This is a genomic window from Vreelandella sp. 162(4c) (assembly GCF_058152265.1).
In genome coordinates this window covers 1,096,955-1,114,487 of the sequence record NZ_CM176981.1, presented here as the reverse complement: position 1 = coordinate 1,114,487, position 17,533 = coordinate 1,096,955, and the positions used below count along the sequence as shown (strand labels likewise).

18 protein-coding genes and 1 pseudogene are annotated in these 17,533 nt (G+C 56.6%); 15 read left to right on the top strand and 4 right to left on the bottom strand.

From position 1 onward, the window contains the following. The first annotated feature begins 58 nt into the window (after positions 1-58). Positions 59-481, top strand: coding sequence for an OsmC family protein (locus AC4EYZ_RS04995; RefSeq protein WP_022520508.1), 423 nt, complete (start codon positions 59-61; stop codon positions 479-481). A 182-nt stretch (positions 482-663) separates the two neighbouring features. On the opposite strand, the gene AC4EYZ_RS04990 is transcribed toward AC4EYZ_RS04995, so the two are convergent. Then, positions 664-1,092 (bottom strand): PRC-barrel domain-containing protein, encoded by a 429-nt coding sequence (locus tag AC4EYZ_RS04990; protein ID WP_022520507.1) that lies wholly within the window; start codon positions 1,090-1,092, stop codon positions 664-666. Between the two features lie 419 nt (positions 1,093-1,511). Between AC4EYZ_RS04990 and AC4EYZ_RS04985 the strand changes: the two are divergent. Continuing rightward, a pseudogene (locus AC4EYZ_RS04985) lies at positions 1,512-2,467 on the top strand (L,D-transpeptidase family protein). A 14-nt stretch (positions 2,468-2,481) separates the two neighbouring features. On the opposite strand, the gene AC4EYZ_RS04980 reads toward AC4EYZ_RS04985, so the two are convergent. Next, positions 2,482-3,150: a 2OG-Fe(II) oxygenase gene (locus AC4EYZ_RS04980; RefSeq protein WP_022520504.1), complete on the bottom strand. Its 669-nt coding sequence runs from the start codon at positions 3,148-3,150 to the stop codon at positions 2,482-2,484. Beyond that, positions 3,147-3,818, bottom strand: coding sequence for a CoA pyrophosphatase (locus tag AC4EYZ_RS04975; RefSeq protein ID WP_022520503.1), 672 nt, complete (start codon positions 3,816-3,818; stop codon positions 3,147-3,149). Before AC4EYZ_RS04975 ends, AC4EYZ_RS04980 begins: the two co-directional genes overlap by 4 nt. Positions 3,819-3,912: 94 nt before the next feature. Here AC4EYZ_RS04975 and AC4EYZ_RS04970 point away from each other — a divergent pair, with 94 nt between their 5' ends. After that, on the top strand, positions 3,913-4,470 hold the full coding sequence (locus AC4EYZ_RS04970; protein ID WP_022520502.1) for an NUDIX hydrolase: 558 nt from the start codon (positions 3,913-3,915) through the stop codon (positions 4,468-4,470). 20 nt (positions 4,471-4,490) lie between these two features. On the opposite strand, the gene AC4EYZ_RS04965 is transcribed toward AC4EYZ_RS04970, so the two are convergent. Further along, entirely contained in the window at positions 4,491-4,802 is a 312-nt protein-coding gene (locus tag AC4EYZ_RS04965; RefSeq protein WP_022520501.1) for a YqfO family protein, read from the bottom strand. 141 nt (positions 4,803-4,943) lie between these two features. Here AC4EYZ_RS04965 and AC4EYZ_RS04960 point away from each other — a divergent pair, with 141 nt between their 5' ends. The 12 genes from AC4EYZ_RS04960 to AC4EYZ_RS04905 all read left to right on the top strand — a co-directional run bounded on the left by AC4EYZ_RS04960 (position 4,944) and on the right by AC4EYZ_RS04905 (position 17,533). Next, entirely contained in the window at positions 4,944-5,894 is a 951-nt protein-coding gene (locus tag AC4EYZ_RS04960) for a sugar-binding transcriptional regulator (RefSeq protein ID WP_022520500.1), read from the top strand. 192 nt (positions 5,895-6,086) lie between these two features. Continuing rightward, positions 6,087-7,406, top strand: a complete 1,320-nt coding sequence (locus AC4EYZ_RS04955) for an ABC transporter substrate-binding protein (protein WP_022520499.1) — start codon at positions 6,087-6,089, stop codon at positions 7,404-7,406. Positions 7,407-7,476: 70 nt separating this feature from the next. Beyond that, positions 7,477-8,367 carry a carbohydrate ABC transporter permease gene (locus tag AC4EYZ_RS04950; protein WP_009287276.1) on the top strand — a complete coding sequence of 297 codons (891 nt, stop codon included), beginning with the start codon at positions 7,477-7,479 and terminating at the stop codon, positions 8,365-8,367. A gap of 29 nt (positions 8,368-8,396) precedes the next feature. Beyond that, positions 8,397-9,263: a carbohydrate ABC transporter permease gene (locus AC4EYZ_RS04945; RefSeq protein WP_022520498.1), complete on the top strand. Its 867-nt coding sequence runs from the start codon at positions 8,397-8,399 to the stop codon at positions 9,261-9,263. A gap of 12 nt (positions 9,264-9,275) precedes the next feature. Further along, a complete protein-coding gene (locus AC4EYZ_RS04940; protein ID WP_022520497.1) occupies positions 9,276-10,427 on the top strand; it encodes an ABC transporter ATP-binding protein in 1,152 nt (383 codons plus the stop codon). Beyond that, on the top strand, positions 10,424-11,107 hold the full coding sequence (locus AC4EYZ_RS04935) for an HAD family hydrolase (protein WP_022520496.1): 684 nt from the start codon (positions 10,424-10,426) through the stop codon (positions 11,105-11,107). Before AC4EYZ_RS04940 ends, AC4EYZ_RS04935 begins: the two co-directional genes overlap by 4 nt. A 13-nt stretch (positions 11,108-11,120) precedes the next feature. Then, positions 11,121-11,906, top strand: coding sequence for an L-iditol 2-dehydrogenase (locus AC4EYZ_RS04930; RefSeq protein WP_053856844.1), 786 nt, complete (start codon positions 11,121-11,123; stop codon positions 11,904-11,906). Between the two features lie 7 nt (positions 11,907-11,913). Continuing rightward, positions 11,914-12,534, top strand: coding sequence for a nucleoside/nucleotide kinase family protein (locus AC4EYZ_RS04925; RefSeq protein WP_022520494.1), 621 nt, complete (start codon positions 11,914-11,916; stop codon positions 12,532-12,534). Positions 12,535-12,649: 115 nt separating this feature from the next. Then, positions 12,650-14,137, top strand: a complete 1,488-nt coding sequence (locus AC4EYZ_RS04920; protein WP_022520493.1) for a mannitol dehydrogenase family protein — start codon at positions 12,650-12,652, stop codon at positions 14,135-14,137. After that, positions 14,137-15,624 carry a xylulokinase gene (xylB, locus tag AC4EYZ_RS04915; RefSeq protein ID WP_022520492.1) on the top strand — a complete coding sequence of 496 codons (1,488 nt, stop codon included), beginning with the start codon at positions 14,137-14,139 and terminating at the stop codon, positions 15,622-15,624. Before AC4EYZ_RS04920 ends, xylB begins: the two co-directional genes overlap by 1 nt. A 20-nt stretch (positions 15,625-15,644) precedes the next feature. Further along, positions 15,645-16,598: a transaldolase gene (gene tal / locus AC4EYZ_RS04910; RefSeq protein ID WP_022520491.1), complete on the top strand. Its 954-nt coding sequence runs from the start codon at positions 15,645-15,647 to the stop codon at positions 16,596-16,598. 92 nt (positions 16,599-16,690) lie between these two features. Then, the gene (locus tag AC4EYZ_RS04905) at positions 16,691-17,533 is read left to right on the top strand and encodes a fructosamine kinase family protein (protein WP_022520490.1); all 843 of its coding nucleotides are present in this window, start codon (positions 16,691-16,693) and stop codon (positions 17,531-17,533) included.

Sequence of the window (17,533 nt, the reverse complement as noted above, 5' to 3'; positions counted from 1 at the left end):
CCGTTAGGCCTTGTCTGATAACATGTCTATGCATAATCGCACACACAAGGAGTTGTTCATGGATCGTAAAGCTAGCGCACGTTGGGAAGGTGGTCTCAAGGATGGTAAAGGCACCGTTTCAACCGAAAGTGGCGTTTTAGATGCCAAGTACTCCTTCAGCAAGCGCTTTGAAGATGAAAAAGGTACCAACCCCGAAGAGCTGATTGGCGCAGCGCACGCCAGCTGTTTCTCAATGGCGCTCTCAATGATTTTGGGCGAGAAAGGCTATACCGCTGACGCCATCGAAACCAGCGCCAAAGTGACTCTTTCCCAAAGCGATGCTGGGTTCAGTATCTCGAAAATTCACCTGGACGTGGAGGCTGAGATCAGTGGCGCTGACGACGCCGCATTCCAGGAAGCAGCGGAAACGGCTAAAGCGAATTGCCCAGTTTCCAAAGTACTTAATGCGGATATTAGCATGACGGCTAAACTGAAGTCCTAAATTTTTTAGACTGTGATTTGCTTATAAGAAGATAGTTTTTTAATAGAGATGGCTCGCGTATAAACAGTGTGCGCGAGCCATTTTGTTGACTAAACTAATTTTAGCCTCTTAGGTGTTTTTTTAAGTTATAGGCATTAAAAAAGCCTTGGCAATTGCCAAGGCTTTTATTTACTGACTGGTGCTTATTTGTTGTCTTCGTCTTCGTTGCGATTGTACTCTTCAGCTGCTTCTAGCGCATCTTCTGACGCATTAACGGTGATGACATAATCATCGTCATCTTCGTTTTTGGTCAGCTCAAGCGAGTCCCATTTAATAGCGACGTTTTTCTCGCCCATACCTAAGAAGCCACCAACGCCAACAACAACAGCATTGATCTGGCCGTCTTCACCGATTACCAGATCAGTGATGGTGCCGATATCTTCGTCATCTTCGACGCTGCTTTTGACTTGGTTGCCGGTTAAAGCGTCAGCATGGAAAGTGTTTTCTGGCGTTTCCGTCAGGTAAGTTGCTTCCATGGTGGTGGTACTCTCTTCAGCATTTACACTGCCAGCGGCAAACATAAAGGCCGGAACCATGAGTGTACCTAGAATAGCGGGTTTGATCGTTTTCATTTTGCTTGCTCCTTGCGATTTTATTGGGCTTAACGACTCCGCGTAACAACCCGAATAAATCAATAGTGGCGGTATTGGCTTCGTCTAAAATAAGCGATAGCAACGCCGATACTATTATTCCTAAGTGTGTTAATTACCCTGGTTATTTAATGCACTAGGATAATTGACGCTATCTTGCGCTTCACTGCGCCAAGACGACTATCAGGTTAGTCGCTGTGTTCAAAAATACAACCTTTCAAGTGAAACTTTTAAGTAACATAACCGCTGCTGTTCCGCCCTCATGGGCCTACACCGCGCCTCGTGCGGCAGTCTGTCGAGTTGACCCGCCTTCGCTCAGTGTTCATATTCGTCTCCAAATGGCTCGCTTTTTATCCTTGGTTTGATAAAAGTGAGGTCACATAAAAAGGAGAATCCTGACCATGACTTCCCACCCTTTGCAGATTATTAAGCAGCTCTGCGTCAGTAGCGTTGCGCTAGGCGCTTGGCTATTAGCCTCAAGCGCAGTGGCCGATAGCAGCGAGCTGCCTAAAGGGCATTTTCTGCTGCCTGTAGAGGGCAATATGGTGGGCCAGGTGTATACCGTCACGGCGACCGAAGAGGATACGCTGCTGGATATTGCCCGGGCACACAACGTGGGCTACGAAGAAATTCGTATGGCCAACCCGGATACCAGCCTATGGGTACCGGGAGAAGGCACCGAGGTGACGATCCCCGGGCAGTATATTCTTCCCGATGAGACGCGTAGCGGCATTGTGATTAACGTGGCAGAGCTACGCCTTTACTACTACCCCGAGGTAGCAGAGGGCGAGACGCCGCGGGTCGAAACATACCCTATTGGTATCGGGCGGGATGCTTATAACACCCCGCTGGGAATTACCGAAACCACCATGCGGCTTGAAAACCCGGCCTGGTATCCACCTGAGTCGATTCGTCGTGAAGCCGCCGAGCGGGGCGAGCCAGCCCCAGCGGTGGTTCCCCCTGGCGCCGATAATCCCTTGGGTGAATACGCTATTTTGCTGGATATTCCCGGTTACCTGATCCATGGCACTAACCAGCCAGATGGCATTGGTATGCGTGCCAGCCGTGGCTGTATACGAATGCACCCGGAAGATATTGAGTCGGTCTTCTGGCGGGTACCGGTAGGCACCCAGGTCAATATTATCGATTCACCAATCAAAGTCGGCTGGGGTGAAGGGGGAAGCGTTACATACAAGCCTTCACTGCGACGGATGAGCAAGTATTTGGTATGGAAACGCTGTTAAACGTTGTTGGCTTAATTGAAAAGCATGACGGTATTGGTGCCTCCAGCGCCAACTACGAGCAGGTAAGTGAAATATTAGAGCGAGCGAATGGCCAGATTGTGCCGATTAGCTAAACGATCGTGCAGCGCTAGCGTGCTGGATCCAACACCCCACCCAGCGATGCATTGCGCCGAAACCAGCCCGCGATGCTGGTACGCGGGCAGCGAGTAGGCAGTACTTCGTGGGGAATGGTCTCAGACAAGAAGCAGGCGAAGGTACCCGCTTCGGGTACCACCCGGGCGACCTCTTGGCTGGGGTCGTCCGGATGGTAGATCACCATCTCACCGCCACCGTCGCTGGGCCAGTCCGGCGTCAAATAGCCGACCGTGGATATCACGCGGTTAGCGCGACCACGAAAGCTATCCAGGTGGCGCTGATAAAAAGCCCCCGGCGGGTAGTGGGCAAAGTGGGCTTCGTACTCAAATAAGCCCAAAAACAGCGCGTGGTTAAGCGCCTGCTGTAGCTCGCTCATGGCGTCTAAGTAACGCCGCTGGGCAGCGCTTTCTCGATCAAGCCAGTGAATAGCGTCACCGCGGATATCTTTACGCAGCAGGTGCTGTTGACCGCGGCCAATGCCCGCTTCATCCAGTCCGTTATAGGCCGCCCGGTGTAGAAGCTCATTATTCAGCGCGCCGCATAGCTCCAGGTCAATAACCCCGCGGCCCACATACCAGCCCTGTTCAACCAGCGCATCCACAAGAGCGACCTGCGTCGTGGGCTGAAGCGCAGGTGAAGATGTAGCAACACTGGGTGTCATTGGTTGGATCTCGATGGCGCCGAACTGGAAACGGTTGTCGAGGGTGTCGATAGGCGGTTTTTGCGCTCAGGGTGGTGGCGCAGCGGCCCCTGGGGGCGCTGATATAAATCAATTGGCATACCGAAGCCCTCGGCCAGTAACTCGACCAGCATCATGGCAGATAATCCCCAGATCACATGGCCGTCCACATGATAGCTGGGCACGTAGTGGGCAACGCCATCCACGGTAATCACGTCGGTATGGGTGCGGTGATCGTCTAGAAAGTGACTTAGCGGCACTTCAAAAATAGCGTCTAGCTCGCCGGGGTCGGCAATCAGCGGTAAATCCGGCGGAATAATGCCCACCCAGGGGGTAACGCGAATACCGTGCAGCGAAATAACGTCCGACAGCCGCCCCAGGGGTTGCACCAGAGCGGGGTCGAGGGCAATCTCCTCTTCTGCCTCGCGCAGTGCCGTGGCGTAAAGGTCGCTATCAAAGGGCTCGCGCTTGCCGCCTGGGAACGCCACTTGGCCGCTATGGGTGCTCAAATGGCTGGCCCGCCGGGTAAACAGCAAGGTAGGCGCTGGGCGCTCGACAATCGGCAACAGGACGGCGGCCTCGGGCATCACGATGTGATCCAAGCGTTGAGGAGTCAGCTGTTGCAGCTGTTTACGCAGTTTCTCTAACATGGGGTATCCCGTTACTTTGTTCTCTTTTACCCAGCAGCGGTCATTGGCGTCAAGCGCGTCGAGGCTTCTATTCACTAGCCGTTGAGAATACGCGATGAACTTTTGCAGCCAGTGTGGTGATAAAGTACGTTTTGCCGTCCCGGAAGGCGATGACCGGCCTCGCTACTTGTGCGATGCCTGCGGCACGATTCACTACCAGAACCCTCGCATCGTGGCCGGCACGCTGCCCGTCAGCGGTAGTAAAGTACTGCTCTGTAAGCGGGCGATTTCACCGCGCAAAGGCTACTGGACACTGCCCGCCGGCTATATGGAAAATGCCGAATCAACCCAGCAGGCAGCTTCCAGAGAGACCCGTGAAGAGGCCTGTGCCGAGGTCGAACTGGCCAACCTCTACACCCTGATTGACCTGCCGCATATCAATCAGGTTTATATGATTTTTCGTGCCGAGCTAGTCGGCGGCTTCAGCGCCGGGCCGGAAAGCCTTGAAGTCGCGCTGTTCGAAGAGCATGAAATCCCTTGGGATGAGCTGGCCTTCATGACGATTGAACGCACCCTCAAGCATTTTTACGCCGACCGCCCCCGCAATGAATTTCCGCTGCATATCAGCATGGTAACGCCAGAAGATCGTGAGCGTTACTTTGGCAGTGCGTAATACTTTATTTAAAAGTCTGGTTATAGGTCGGCGAGTTGCCACACATCATAAGCGACTTCTTCGTAGGGGTGGGCAAGCTTCAAGGCCGCGATGGCGCCGTGAATGTGCGCTTCATCGCAGAGCAGTTCGACTTTGAACTCTTCGACCTTTTCCAAACTGCCCACCGAGCCGATGTGCGGGTGGGCGCCTTCCGTTGGGCGAAACTGCCCCGTGCCTCGGGTTTGAAAACAGGCGTGTTCGTACGCCCCTATACGCCCGGCTCCGGCTTCGAATACCGCCTGCTTAACGCTTTCGGCATCTTCTACGGGGACAAAAAATGCGAGCTTATACATACTGTACCTCCAAACGATCAATCCAGTGTGAAACGTTGAACTCTGGCTATGTTAGCGGATAGGCGACTACTGGTCGCGGGCTTGGCTTTGTATGATGATGCTTTTATGACGTTTACCCACGACTGTTAGATGAGCCATCCTATGGATAAATTTGAGGTAAAGCTGGATCAGGCGGCCAGAGCCGCGTGGATGTCCTATGTAGGTGGAATGACTCAGGATGAGATCGCCAGCCAACTGGGTGTCTCAAGACCCGGTGTGCAGCGTTTATTGGCGTTGGCTCGCCAGGAGGGGTTAGTCAAAGTACATATTGATCATCCTATCTCTAACTGTATGGCGCTGGGCAGCACGCTGCGTGATCACTTTGGCTTGACCTTCTGTGAAGTGGTACCTGCCGATAGTCACGCAGCCGACGGCGCCGCCTCCTACCTGGCAGTCGCCGCTGCCGAGCGCATTGCGCAGCTGGTTGAACGCAGCGAACCGTTGACTCTGTCGCTAGGCACCGGGCGTTCGGTGCGGGCAGCGGTGGAAGCACTTAGTCGTGTTGAGCGGCCCCAGCATCGCTTTGTGTCGCTGGTGGGTAATGTCGCCCGAGATGGTTCGGCCAACCGCTACGATGCAGTAATGGTGATGGCGGATAAAACCGGTGGTGAGCGCTTTTTACTGCCCGCGCCGGTGGTGGCAGAGTCGCTGGCTGAAAAAGAGGCAATGCTGGCCCAGCGTCTCTTTACGGCGATTGCCGATGTGGCGCGGCAGTCAGAAGCTGCCTTTATCGGCGTTGGGCGCATCGACCGCCAGGCCACGCTGTTTCAAGACCATTTTATTAGCGAAAGCGAGCTGGATGAACTGCTGGGACTGAAAGCGGTAGGGGAGTTGCTAGGCTGGCCGCTGAACCGTGACGGCGAGGTGATCGACTGTTCGATTACGCGGCGAGTTACCAGCCTTCCCCTGGAACGTTTTGGTAAGCATCATATGGTGGCGATTGCCGGTGGCCGCGAAAAAGCCCCGGCGATTCACGCCGCGTTGCGCGGCGGCTGGCTGAAGGGCTTGGTGACTGACGAAGTGGCTGCTCGGCAGATCGTTGAAGCACTCTAGGGCTTTCAAACCGCTCTAGGTCTTTAAAACCTAAGTGGGTGCACTGCAACATGCGCTAGGGGTAATGAATTAGCGTAAAGTCTAAGCTAATCGGCTTTGCTTTTTTTGGGCTTACGTACGATCATTTGTTCGATAGATGATCAATAAGATCAAGGCGACAACAATGCCAATACCAGCCCATAGGAGTGCTTTATGCGACTCGCACGTCACTTGCCCGTTACCACGCTAGCGGCCGCCATTGCCATGTCGGGCCATGCCCAGGCGCAAACCGAAATTACCGTGGCTACGGTCAATAATAACGATATGGTGATCATGCAGAGCCTCACCGAGGCTTTCGAAGAAGCTCACCCCGATATCACCCTGGACTGGGTGGTGCTCGAGGAGAACGTGCTACGTCAGCGGATGACCACCGATATTGCCACCGATGGCGGCCAGTTCGACGTGATGACCATCGGCACTTACGAAGTGCCTATCTGGGCAGAGCGCGGCTGGCTGTCCCCCCTGGATAATCTGCCCGACGACTATAACGAAGACGATCTACTGACCTCAGTGCGCGATGGTTTGAGCTTGGATGGCACGTTGCATGCGCTGCCTTTCTACGCCGAAAGCTCAATGATGTACTACCGTCAGGATCTGTTTGAGAAAGCGGGTATTGAAATGAGCGATCAGCCCACCTGGGAAGAGGTGCGTGAGTGGGCGGGCGAGCTGCACGGCAGTGAAGAGGGTGTAGCAGGGATCTGCCTGCGTGGTAAACCAGGTTGGGGCGAAAACATGGCCTTTGTTTCCACACTGGTGAATACCTACGGCGGTCGCTGGTTTGACGAAGAGTGGAACCCTGAACTCAACTCTGAAGCCTGGGTCAACGCTATCCAGTTTTATGTCGATCTGCTCAACGACTATGGCCCGCCAGGCGCTAGTTCCAACGGCTTTAACGAAAACCTGGCGCTGTTCTCCCGCGGTAATTGCGCGATGTGGGTAGATGCCACCTCGGCAGCGGGCAAGCTGTATGACGGCAATGAGTCCGATGTGGCGGACAGCTTAGGCTTTGCCCCAGCACCCGTGGCAGAAACACCCAAAGGCTCACACTGGTTGTGGTCCTGGGCGCTAGCTATCCCAGCCTCTTCAGAGAATCAGGAAGCGGCGCTTGAGTTTATTACCTGGGCGACCTCACAAGAGTACATTGAGCTGGTCGGTGAAACCGAAGGCTGGACCAGCGTACCCCCAGGCACCCGTGAGTCGACCTACGCCAATGAGCAGTACACCGAAGCAGCCCCCTTTGCAGACTTCGTGCTGAAGGCTATTCAAGACGCCGATCCTACCGACTCCACCCTGGAGCCCAATCCCTATGTGGGCGTGCAGTTTGTGGGCATTCCAGAGTTCCAGTCGATCGGCACTCAGGTAGGCCAAACCATTGCCGCGGCGTTGACCGGTGACACCACGGTGGAGCAGGCGCTAGACAGTGCTCAGCGTGCCACCGAACGCACCATGCAGCGTGCCGGTTATCTAGACTGATGTGACCCGCAGTGCCTGCCTTGGCTAACCCGGCAGGCATTGCCCCCACACTGTTTCTGCAGGTATTTCCATGAATAAAACACGTGCTTCTGGCCGGACGGTCGGCGGGCTACGGACGCTTTCGCTTCAAGCGCCTGCTGTAACGTTGCTATTGCTTTGGATGATTGTGCCACTGGGTATGACGCTATGGTTCTCCTTCCAGCGTTATAACCTGCTAATGCCCGGTATGACTGGCTTTGCCGGGTTGGAAAACTATGAATACCTTCTCACCGACCCTGCCCTATGGGCCGCTATGGGCAACACGCTGTTGCTGGTGGGATGGGTACTGGCGATTACCGTGGTGGGCGGTACCCTGCTGGCGGTGCTGTTTCAGCAGGAGTTTGCGGGACGCGGGATCGCTCGTGTGCTGGCGATCTCACCGTTTTTTGTAATGCCCACCGTGAGTGCCCTAGTGTGGAAAAACATGATGATGCATCCCTCTAACGGGGTGCTGGCGTGGTTGTCTGAGTCCATTGGCCTGCCCGCTGTCGATTGGTTCTCCTCGCTACCGCTGACGTCGATTGTGATCATCGTTGCATGGCAGTGGCTGCCATTTGCACTGCTGATTCTGCTTACTGCCATGCAATCGCTGGATGAGGATCAGGTGGAAGCGGCGCGGATGGACGGCGCAGGGCCGGTGGCGATTTTCTTCTTTATCACTCTGCCGCATCTAAAGCGTGCCATCAGCGTGGTGATCATGATTGAGATGATCTTCCTGCTGACCATCTTTGCCGAAATTTTCGTCACCACCTCCGGTGGGCCTGGCTTGGCGACGACCAATCTGGCTTACCTGATTTACATTCGTGCGTTGCTGGATTTTGACGTAGGCACTGCCTCCGCCGGTGGGGTGATTGCGATCATTCTCGCCAATATCGTGGCGATCTTCCTGGTTCGTATGGTAGCCAAGAACCTGGAAGATTAGACCGGCACTTGTGTCTTGGGAGTACTTCGATGACAACATTAAGTTCCAAAACCGCAGCGCCACGCTCGGTGTCAGGGTGGCGGTCGGCGCAAAGCAAGCGCATCTTGCTGACACTTTTGGGGTGGTCGGTGGCGCTGGTGATCTTCTTTCCGATTTTCTGGATGATCCTGACTGGCTTTAAAACAGAAACAGCGGCGATTGCCGACCCCTCGCTGATTTTTTCGCCCACCTTAGAGAGCTACCAGGATGTGCACGCGCGTTCCGGCTATGCACGCTTTGCGCTCAACAGCGTTGCGGTGGCATTTGGCTCAACGTTCTTCGCGCTGCTGATTGCGATTCCTTCAGCCTATGCCATGGCCTTTTTGCCCACTAAACGCACCAAAGGCACGCTGCTGTGGATGCTCTCAACCAAAATGCTGCCCTCAGTGGGCGTGCTGGTGCCGATTTATCTCATTTTCCGCGACGTTGGTCTGCTCGACACCCGCACCGGGCTAATCATCATCTATACCCTGATGAACCTGCCGATTGTGGTGTGGATGCTCTACACCTTCTTCAAAGATATGCCCAAAGACATTCTTGAAGCAGGGCGTATGGACGGCGCCTCCACCCTCCAGGAAGTGTTCTTTCTGCTGCTGCCACTCACGCTGCCGGGTATCGCCTCAACGGGCCTGCTATCGGTCATTTTGAGTTGGAACGAAGCGTTCTGGAGTCTCAACCTAACGACCTCAAGTGCTGCGCCGTTAACCGCCTATATCGCCTCATTCTCAAGCCCTGAGGGGCTGTTCTGGGCCAAGCTGTCTGCCGCTTCCACCATGGCCATTGCGCCGATTTTGATACTCGGTTGGATGACACAAAAACAGATGGTGCGTGGCCTGACCTTTGGTGCCGTCAAGTAAAGGATCTTCCTCATGGCAACACTACAACTGAACAATATTACCAAGCGTTTCGGCGACACCGAGGTCATCAAGGGTATCGACCTTGAGGTTAATGACCGAGAATTTGTGGTCTTCGTTGGCCCCTCCGGCTGCGGTAAATCGACCCTGATGCGCATGATCGCCGGGCTGGAAAGCGCGACGGATGGCGATATCTTGATCGACGGTCAGCGTATCAATGACGTTGGCCCTGCAGACCGTGGCCTCGCCATGGTGTTTCAAAGCTATGCGCTTTACCCGCACATGACGGTAGAGGGCAATATGGGCTTCAGCATGCGCTTGGCCGGAGTGCCCAAGGAGGAGCGTCGCGCCAAGGTGCTGGAGGCGGCCAAGATTCTACAGCTAGAGCCGCTGTTAGACCGCAAGCCCAAAGCGCTCTCCGGCGGTCAGCGCCAGCGGGTGGCTATTGGCCGTGCGATTGTGCGTAACCCCAGCATCTTCCTGTTTGACGAGCCGCTCTCCAACCTGGATGCCGCGCTGCGAGTGCAGATGCGTATTGAGCTGGCGCGTCTGCACGATGAGCTGGACGCCACCATGATCTACGTCACCCACGACCAGATCGAAGCGATGACCATGGCGGATAAAATCGTTGTGCTCCACGACGGCGTGGTCGAGCAGGTGGGCTCGCCCATGGCGCTCTACCATCATCCGCGCAATCGCTTTGTAGCAGGTTTTATCGGCTCGCCGAAAATGAACTTTCTGCCGGTAACGCTGACCAGCGTTTCGCCTGAAGGCGTAGGGATTCGTATGCCCGGCGGCGGTGAACGCAGCGTGCCGGTGGACGGTCAGCACCTGGAGGCCAACGCCCCCCTTGAGCTGGGTGTTCGCCCGGAACACTTAGTGCTCGAAGAGCAGGGGCCCCTGAGTGGCGAGATCAAAGTGCTGGAGCGGCTAGGTGGCCAAACCTCGCTTTATGTCCAGATGGACGACGAACTCATCACGATTATGGCCGATGGCGACGTGGCCTATCGGGTCAACGATACGGTGCATTTCGGCTTTGCCCCTGAGCGCGCCCACCTGTTTGACGCTGGCGGCCTGGCCTTGCCCAGCTTGCAACAGCATCCCTTGGCAGGGCTAACCCGACACGATAACCGCGCGCCCGGTTCGCCTTCTGAGGAGCCTGCATGAGGACACTCATCTTTGACTGCGATGGCGTGCTGGTCGACAGCGAGGCGCTGGCTGAAGGTACGCTGGTGGAGTACCTCTCCCGCTGGCTGCCCGATCTGAATATCGACCAGGAACTAGGCCAAGCGCTGGGGATGACCACGGCGGCTATTCTTGCTCATCTTGAAGCGTTAAGCGCCCACACGCTGCCGTCTGATGCCACCGAGCAGGTGGATACTGCTATCGAGGCCCGTTTGGCGCAGGAGCTTAAAGCTATAGACGGCGCCGACAAGGCGGTTCGTGGCATTACCTTGGAAAAGGCGGTGGTTTCCAACAGTCGACGCAGTCGCGTATTGGCATCACTGGCAAGCACAGGGTTGGCCGATGCGTTTGGCGAGGTGCCCATTTTTACCGCTGATCAGGTAGCACACCCCAAGCCCGACCCCGCACTCTACCGATTGGCGGCCTCTCACTTAGGCCAAATGCCGCGGGACTGTCTAGTGGTAGAAGATAGCGTGGCCGGGGTGACGGCCGCCCGTGCCGCGGGAATGTGCGTGATTGGGTTTGTCGGCGCCAGTCATGTGGATGTTGATCAAGCGGCGCGCCTTACTCAAGTCGGCGCCTGGCGTATTTTAGAGCATATGCACGGCCTGGAAGCCCTGGTGAACGAGTGGCAAGCCAAGGCTTCCAGCTTTTCGCCTTAACGAGAGCATGACGATGAAACTAAACAACAAAATCGCGGTGATTACCGGCGGCGCGCGGGGTATCGGCTTGGCTATTGCTCAGCGTTATTTAAGTGAAGGCGCCAGCGTAGTAGTGGCCGATATTGATCGGGCCGCTATTGATGATGCTTTAGCGACGCTGCAGCAGCAGGCGCCTGCCGAAAAAGTGATGGGGGTCGAGCTGAATGTCTGCGATCAGGCCTCGATTGATGCCATGGTTAAAGCGGTAATAGAGCGTTTTGGCGGCATCGATATTTTGGTCAATAACGCTGCCATCTTTGATATGGCGCCGGTGCTTGAGGTGACCGAGGAGAGCTTCGATAAGCAGTTTGCGGTCAATACCAAAGGCATGTTTTTTACCCTGCAGGCGGTTGCCCGTTCGATGGTGGCCCGTGGTCAGGGGGGCAAAATTATCAATATGGCCTCCCAGGCAGGTCGCCGCGGTGAAGCCCTGGTAAGCGTTTACTGCGCCAGCAAAGCGGCTGTCATCAGCCTTACCCAATCCAGTGGTTTGGATCTCATCAAACACCGCATCAACGTTAACGGCATCGCCCCTGGCGTGGTGGATACGCCAATGTGGGAAGAGGTCGACGCGCTGTTTGCCCGTTTTGAAAATCGCCCGCTTGGCGAGAAGAAGCGCTTAGTGGGCGAGGCGGTGCCGTTTGGGCGAATGGGCCTGCCGGAAGATCACACCGGCGCGGCGGTGTTTTTGGCCAGTCACGACAGTGATTACGTGGTCGCCCAGACACTCAATGTCGATGGCGGCAACTGGATGAGCTGAGGTGGCCATGACCCCTGATCTTGATGCCTTAGCACAACAGATTATTCATGCCGCCGAAGGTGCCACGCGCTACCTGGTCGCGCTGGCAGGGCCGCCGGGTGCGGGGAAATCCTATCGCAGCGCCCAGCTCTGCGATGCGATTAATCAGCACCTGCCGGGCCAGGCCGGACTGGTGCCCATGGACGGCTACCACTTCGATAACGCTGTGCTGGGCGAGCAGCAGGTGCCGGTAAAAGGCGCGCCCCATACCTTCGATATAGAGGGGCTGCGCTGCGACCTTGAACGCATCCGCCAAGCGGCTCATCCGGTAGCGGTACCGGTTTTTGACCGCCCGTTGGATCTCGCCCGTGCCGGTGGACGACTGATCACCCTTGAACAGCGTATCGTCATTGTCGAGGGCAACTACCTGCTGCTTGACCGCTCCCCCTGGCGCGAACTGCGACCGCTGTTCGATTGGACGCTATTTCTAGACGTCGATGATGTCGTGCTAGTCGATCGATTGATCAATCGCTGGCTTGAGATGGGCCAGGATCGCACTGGTGCGCTGCAGCGCACCCACCACAAAGACATGCTTAACGCTCAATTAGTGAAGAGTTGCTGTTTGCCGCCTGATCAGCGCTGGCGCTAGTACTTTGTGTTAGCCCCTTTGTTTTAGAACATTTGTTTTAGCCCATTGATAGCGTCATTTGTTACCTGCCTTTATTCACCCCATCGCGCCAAGAAGGCCTTGGCTGGAGAGTCCCATGACCCGTCTTAATAATCACAACCTGGGCAAGCTAACCGACGATGTTGCCAAACCTCAGTATGACCGCCAAACGCTCACACCCGGTATCGTACATATTGGGGTTGGGGGCTTTCACCGCGCCCATCAAGCAATGTATTTGGATGCACTGATGAACCAGGGCGAGGCGCTGAATTGGGGCATTGTCGGCGTAGGAGTGATGCCTGGCGACAAACGCATGCAGCAGGCGCTGGCAGCGCAGGATTACCTCTACACCCTGGTGGTGAAACACCCTGATGGCCAGTATGAGCCGCGGGTCATTGGCAGCATGGTGAATTACCTGTTTGCACCGGAAGATACCGAGGCAGTGATTGAGCAGATGGCTGATCCGGCGATTCGCATTGTTTCGCTGACGGTGACCGAAGGCGGCTACAATTTTCACCCGGTGAGCGGCGAGTTCGATCTCAATAATCCCCAGGTGCGCGCCGATCTTGCTAACCCCACCCAGCCCACTACCAGCTTCGGGCTGGTAGTGGAAGCGCTTGTCCGCCGCCGTGCGCGGGGCATTGCGCCGTTCACCGTGATGTCCTGTGATAATATTCAAGGTAACGGCGATGTCGCTAAACGTATGTTCGGCGCCTATGCCCAGGCGCGGGACGCCGAGCTAGGCGCCTGGGTTGCAAGCGAAGTGGCGTTTCCCAACGCCATGGTGGATCGTATTACCCCGGTAACGTCGACCACGGATATTGATGAACTGAGTCAGCGCTTTGGAGTAGAGGACGCCTGGCCGGTAGTCTGCGAACCCTTCACTCAGTGGGTATTGGAAGACCACTTCCCCCTTGGCCGCCCGGCGTTTGAAAAGGTAGGCGTTCAGGTCGTCGAGGACGTTGAACCTTACGAATTGATGAAGCTGCGGCTGCTCAATGCCAGCCACCAGGCGCTGACCTATTTTGGCTATTTAGCCGGATACCGCTACGCCCATGAGGTGTGCCAAGATCCGCTATTCGTTGATTTTTTATTGGGCTATATGCGCGAAGAGGGCACGCCGACCCTGGCGCCGGTGCCGGGGGTTGATTTGGAAACCTACCGCCTAACGCTGATTGAGCGCTTCGCCAACCCACAAATCAAAGATACCCTGGCACGGCTCTGCGCCGAGAGCTCTGACCGCATTCCTAAATGGCTAGTGCCGGTGATTCGCCAACAGTTAGCACAAGGTGGTGAAATAGAGCGCAGCGCCGCCGTAGTGGCCAGCTGGGCACGCTACGCTGAAGGGGTGGACGAGCAGGGCGAGCCCATCGAAATTGTTGATCGCTTGAAAGCGCCGCTCATGGCGATTGCTGCGGAGAACCGCCAGCGGCCAGCGGCTTTTATCGAAAACCGCGAGCTGTTTGGCGACTTAATCGACAGCACCCGTTTTGTGGAAGCCTATTTAACTGCGCTAAGTTCACTGCACGAACGTGGCGCACGCGCTACGCTAGAGGGTCTGGCGTCGTCCAAAGGAACAGTGTGATGTATATCGGGGTAGATTGCGGTACCCAGAGTACCAAGGTAGTGGTGGTAGACGTTGAGCGGGGCAAGATTCTGGCTGAAGCAAGCCGCCCTCATCACCTGGACGAGGGCGAAAATGGTCGCCGAGAGCAGGCACCCGCAGAGTGGTTAGCTGCCTTGAAGGCGGCGTTTTTTGCCGCGTTGGATAAAGCTGCTGTATCGGCTAGCCAAGTGCGCGGCATTGGTGTCTCTGGTCAGCAGCATGGCATGGTCGCGCTCGATGGCGAAGGCGTGCCGGTCTATCCCGCAAAGCTGTGGTGCGATACCGAGACCAGCGCCCAGAACGCTGATTTAGTTGCTCGACTGGGTGGCGAGGCAGGCTGCTTAGAGAAGCTGGGGTTGGTGCTGCAAACCGGCTATACCGCGTCTAAAGTCGCTTGGCTGCGCGAGCATCAGCCGGATGCGTATCGGCGCATCGAGAGCCTGCTACTGCCACACGACTACCTCAACTTCTGGCTTACTGGCGAGCGCCTCACCGAGGCGGGTGACGCCTCCGGTACTGGCTATTTCGATACCCGCAAGCGTTGCTGGCAGCTCGATGTTTTTGCTGAAATTGCTCCTGAGTTAGACCCTCATCGGGTACTTCCTCGCGTGCTGGAAGCCCATGAGTCAGTAGGCGTTGTGCGCCCGGCGGTGGCCCGCGAACTTGGGTTGGGTGATCAAGTGGTTGTCTCCTCCGGCGGTGGTGACAATATGTTGGGCGCCATTGGCACCGGCAATATTACCCCGGGGCTCATCACGCTGAGTTTAGGCACCTCCGGCACCGTTTGTGCTTACTCGGCGATGCCTGTTGAGTGCGATAGCGCCATGGTCGCCAACTTCTGTTCCAGCACTGGCGGCTGGCTGCCGCTGATCTGCACTATGAACGTCACTTCGGCCACCACGCGGGTACGCGAGCTGTTTGGCTTGGATCTGGCCGCGTTTGGCGAGAAAGTGGCCAGTGCGCCGATAGGCGCCGAAGGCGTTACCGTATTACCGTTCTTCAACGGCGAGCGGGTGCCGATGCTGCCCGACGCCTCCGCGGACTTCCTTGGCCTGACCAGCCTGAATACCACCCAGGCTAATTTGTGTCGGGCCGTGGTGGAGGGGGCCACTTTCGGGCTACGCTATGGGCTGGAATTGTTGGGTGATTTAACCGCTGGAGCCAGCCAGATTCGTTTGATCGGTGGCGGCGCTAACAGCCCCGTATGGCGGCAGATGGTAGCGGATATTACCGGTACCCAAGTGATTTGCCCCGAGATAACCGATGCAGCGGCGCTTGGCGCGGCCATACAAGCGGCTTGGTGTGACCAGCGTTCAGAGGGCGTAACTCTGGAGGCTCTGTGTGAGCGGCTCGTCCATTTGGATGCCAAGTCGTTGGCCAACCCACAACCAGAAAATGTGGCCGCCTACCAACCGATTTATGCGCGATATTGCGCAGCACTTGAACAACGCCATGGCGGCGCTTAAAAGCATATCAAGGAGATTTTATGACCAGCCAGCTGCAACAGTTAAAGCAACATTCGCTTGTCGTCGCCGATACCGGTGATCTTGAGGCTATCCGTCGCTATCAGCCGCAGGATGCCACGACCAACCCCTCACTGTTGCTCAAGGCGTTTAGCTTGTCCGGTTACCAAGCGCTAATCGACGAAGAGCTGAGCAGCGTAAAAGCCTCTGGCGGCAACCGTGAAGAGCAGGTCAAACATGCCGTTGACCGCCTGGCGGTGGCCATGGGCAGCGAGATTTCCGCCGTTGTGCCGGGGCGTGTTTCCACCGAAGTGGCGGCTCGTTTGTCGTTTGATACCCAGGCCAGCATTGCCAAGGCCCACGAGTTAATCGAGCTGTACGATGCCCGCGGCGTGTCCCGCGACCGCGTGCTGATCAAACTGGCGTCTACCTGGGAAGGCATTCGTGCCGCCGAGGTGCTCGAACGCGAAGGTATTCAGTGCAACCTGACGCTGCTGTTCAGCGATGCCCAGGCCCAGGCGTGCTTTGATGCCGGGGTGTTTCTGATCTCACCCTTCGTAGGCCGCGTGACCGATTGGTACAAAAAAGAGACCGGCAACGATTACACGCCGGAAAATGACCCTGGCGTTAAGTTTGTGCAAGGCGTTTGCCAGCGTGCCAATCAGGGCGGTTACAACACTGTGGTAATGGGCGCAAGCTTCCGTAATACCGGGCAGGTACTTGCCCTGGCAGGCTGCCCGCGGTTGACCATTTCGCCTGCATTACTGGAAGAGCTGGATGCCACTGAAGGCAGCGTTGCTGCGCAAATTCAAGCCGGCGAAGGCAGCGGCAAGCCTACCGAGCCGCTCAGCGAAGCCGCCTTCCGCTGGGGCCATAATCAAGACGCCATGGCCAACGACAAGCTGGCCGATGGCATCCGCCGCTTCCATGATGACCAGCTGGAGCTGGAAAGCCTGATCGATAAGCGGTTAGGCTGAGAAATAAGCGAGTTCATAGCTTAAGCGCGTCAGGGTTAGGGTGCGCCCTAACCCTGACGCCGTGACACAATCGGGTACAGGGAGAAAGTCGTATGGATGCCACCCTGAGCCAACTGTTGGAATCTATCGAATTAACCCCCGTCGGCGATTTGCAGTCGCTTAGTGGGGGTGACATTGCTGCCGTTTATCGCCTGGAGACCCGGCAGGGGCCGGTGGTGATTAAGCACGACGACGCAGCGCGGTTGCGCGGTGAAGCCGCAGGCCTGCGTGCGTTGCGTGGCGCCTGTTCATCGCTGGTAGTGCCAGAGGTGTTAGGTTTGGCAGAAGGCTGGCTGGTCATTGAGTCATTGGACACCGTGCCCGGTGGGCCGAAGAGCGAAGCCGCGCTTGGCGAAGGGCTGCGCGGTTTGCATAGCGTAATTGGTGATGCCCACGGCTGGCATCAGGATAACGCCTGCGGGCTTACGCCCCAGCCGAACGCCTCGCTCAGCGATGGCCGAGCCTTTCAGCGCGAGCGCCGCTTACTCCCCCTTTGTGAAGCGTGCCTCCAGCGGGGGCTATTGAACGGCGAGCTGCGCAGTCGTATCGAGCGCTTGGCCCACGATTTGGAGAGTTGGTTGCCCGATGCACCGCCCAGCTTGCTGCACGGAGATTTGTGGTCAGGGAATGTGCTTTTCACTTCCAAAGGGCCGGCAATTATCGACCCAGCAGTATATCGCCACTACCCGGAAGTGGATGTGGCGATGCTGACGCTATTTGGCTCTCCAGGGGAGGCCTTTTTTAACGCCTACTGGAACGGCGACGCCCCGGCCGACTGGCCGAGGCGTGAAGCGTTGTTTCAGCTTTACCCGCTATTAAACCACCTGCTGCTGTTCGGTGCCGGTTACCGTTCGGCGGTTGAGCGCAGCGTAGCGAGGGTCGAGTCTTTCACTTGA

Coding starts and splice junctions, on each gene's coding strand:
- AC4EYZ_RS04970 (WP_022520502.1), top strand. CDS start 3,913: ATGAACTTTTGCAGCCAGTGTGGTGATAAAGTACGTTTTGCCGTCCCG.
- AC4EYZ_RS04980 (WP_022520504.1), bottom strand. CDS start 3,150: ATGACACCCAGTGTTGCTACATCTTCACCTGCGCTTCAGCCCACGACG.
- AC4EYZ_RS04960 (WP_022520500.1), top strand. CDS start 4,944: ATGGATAAATTTGAGGTAAAGCTGGATCAGGCGGCCAGAGCCGCGTGG.
- AC4EYZ_RS04905 (WP_022520490.1), top strand. CDS start 16,691: ATGGATGCCACCCTGAGCCAACTGTTGGAATCTATCGAATTAACCCCC.
- AC4EYZ_RS04925 (WP_022520494.1), top strand. CDS start 11,914: ATGACCCCTGATCTTGATGCCTTAGCACAACAGATTATTCATGCCGCC.
- AC4EYZ_RS04930 (WP_053856844.1), top strand. CDS start 11,121: ATGAAACTAAACAACAAAATCGCGGTGATTACCGGCGGCGCGCGGGGT.
- AC4EYZ_RS04965 (WP_022520501.1), bottom strand. CDS start 4,802: ATGTATAAGCTCGCATTTTTTGTCCCCGTAGAAGATGCCGAAAGCGTT.
- AC4EYZ_RS04995 (WP_022520508.1), top strand. CDS start 59: ATGGATCGTAAAGCTAGCGCACGTTGGGAAGGTGGTCTCAAGGATGGT.
- xylB (WP_022520492.1), top strand. CDS start 14,137: ATGTATATCGGGGTAGATTGCGGTACCCAGAGTACCAAGGTAGTGGTG.
- AC4EYZ_RS04955 (WP_022520499.1), top strand. CDS start 6,087: ATGCGACTCGCACGTCACTTGCCCGTTACCACGCTAGCGGCCGCCATT.
- AC4EYZ_RS04950 (WP_009287276.1), top strand. CDS start 7,477: ATGAATAAAACACGTGCTTCTGGCCGGACGGTCGGCGGGCTACGGACG.
- AC4EYZ_RS04990 (WP_022520507.1), bottom strand. CDS start 1,092: ATGAAAACGATCAAACCCGCTATTCTAGGTACACTCATGGTTCCGGCC.
- AC4EYZ_RS04935 (WP_022520496.1), top strand. CDS start 10,424: ATGAGGACACTCATCTTTGACTGCGATGGCGTGCTGGTCGACAGCGAG.
- AC4EYZ_RS04940 (WP_022520497.1), top strand. CDS start 9,276: ATGGCAACACTACAACTGAACAATATTACCAAGCGTTTCGGCGACACC.
- AC4EYZ_RS04920 (WP_022520493.1), top strand. CDS start 12,650: ATGACCCGTCTTAATAATCACAACCTGGGCAAGCTAACCGACGATGTT.
- AC4EYZ_RS04975 (WP_022520503.1), bottom strand. CDS start 3,818: ATGTTAGAGAAACTGCGTAAACAGCTGCAACAGCTGACTCCTCAACGC.
- tal (WP_022520491.1), top strand. CDS start 15,645: ATGACCAGCCAGCTGCAACAGTTAAAGCAACATTCGCTTGTCGTCGCC.
- AC4EYZ_RS04945 (WP_022520498.1), top strand. CDS start 8,397: ATGACAACATTAAGTTCCAAAACCGCAGCGCCACGCTCGGTGTCAGGG.